The 806-nt window shown below is 23.3% G+C and carries 1 protein-coding gene and 1 pseudogene; one reads left to right on the forward strand and one right to left on the reverse strand.

All coding sequences use genetic code 11. From position 1 onward, the window contains the following. Nucleotides 1-493 (reverse strand): SIR2 family NAD-dependent protein deacylase (locus AWT72_RS08680; RefSeq protein ID WP_503465678.1); only part of this gene is annotated, 493 nt, incomplete at its 3' end. Between the two features lie 16 nt (nucleotides 494-509). On the opposite strand from AWT72_RS08680, the pseudogene AWT72_RS08685 reads away from it, so the two are divergent. Then, nucleotides 510-806, forward strand: a pseudogene (locus tag AWT72_RS08685) (hypothetical protein); the annotation flags it as partial.

Consider the following 806-nt stretch of genomic DNA (forward strand, 5'->3'; position numbering starts at 1 on the left):
CAAGATACATAACTTTTCCTTTATTGTGATCTTTCAAAAATTTTTTATACAATTTTTTTTGAATATGAAATTGCTCATCTTCAACCATTCCTTTTTTTTCATTTCTTTTATTTACTTCTAAAGGTGATTTACATTTTGGACAATAAGGAATCAGATAACTAGGTATTTTCATATTTTTTTGTTTTAAAATCATTTCACGAATTAACTCATCATTTTTATATGTTTTTTGATGGCAATGTTTACTACATTGAAATAATCCGTATTCACCTTGAATATGAAAAACTTTTTTATTATCATATTTTGCTTTAAAAAATGCATTATCCGCATTCGTTGTAATAATATGATAAGGCTTATCTTTTAGCATTTTCAGTAAATTTACATATGATAACCCAACAGGTTGATCTAAATAATTTAATGCTATAAATCTACTTTGAAAAGCCCAATATTCCTCTATATTTTCAAATTCATATAAACTTGCTTGAAGCATGTCCAAAAAATTATATTTTTTTATGAAATCAGGGAAAGCATTTTCAAAACGAGTACCAATATATGTAAATCCATCAGCACTAGACATACCAGCACCAATACCTAAAGAGTATTTATCATTAGAAAATGAATTTTTAAAAAAATATCATTTAAAGAATAATAAAGTTAGTATTAAAGATTGTAAACAAACTAAAAATGAATATATATTTACTTATCATGGAAGTATTATAAATCTTAAAGTAGATGCTATATTAAATGCTGCTAACATTAAAATGATTGGTTGTAATATATTTAATCAAAAGTGTATAGATAAAATAATT

Source organism: Oceanivirga salmonicida (assembly GCF_001517915.1).
Lineage (GTDB): Bacteria > Fusobacteriota > Fusobacteriia > Fusobacteriales > Leptotrichiaceae > Oceanivirga > Oceanivirga salmonicida.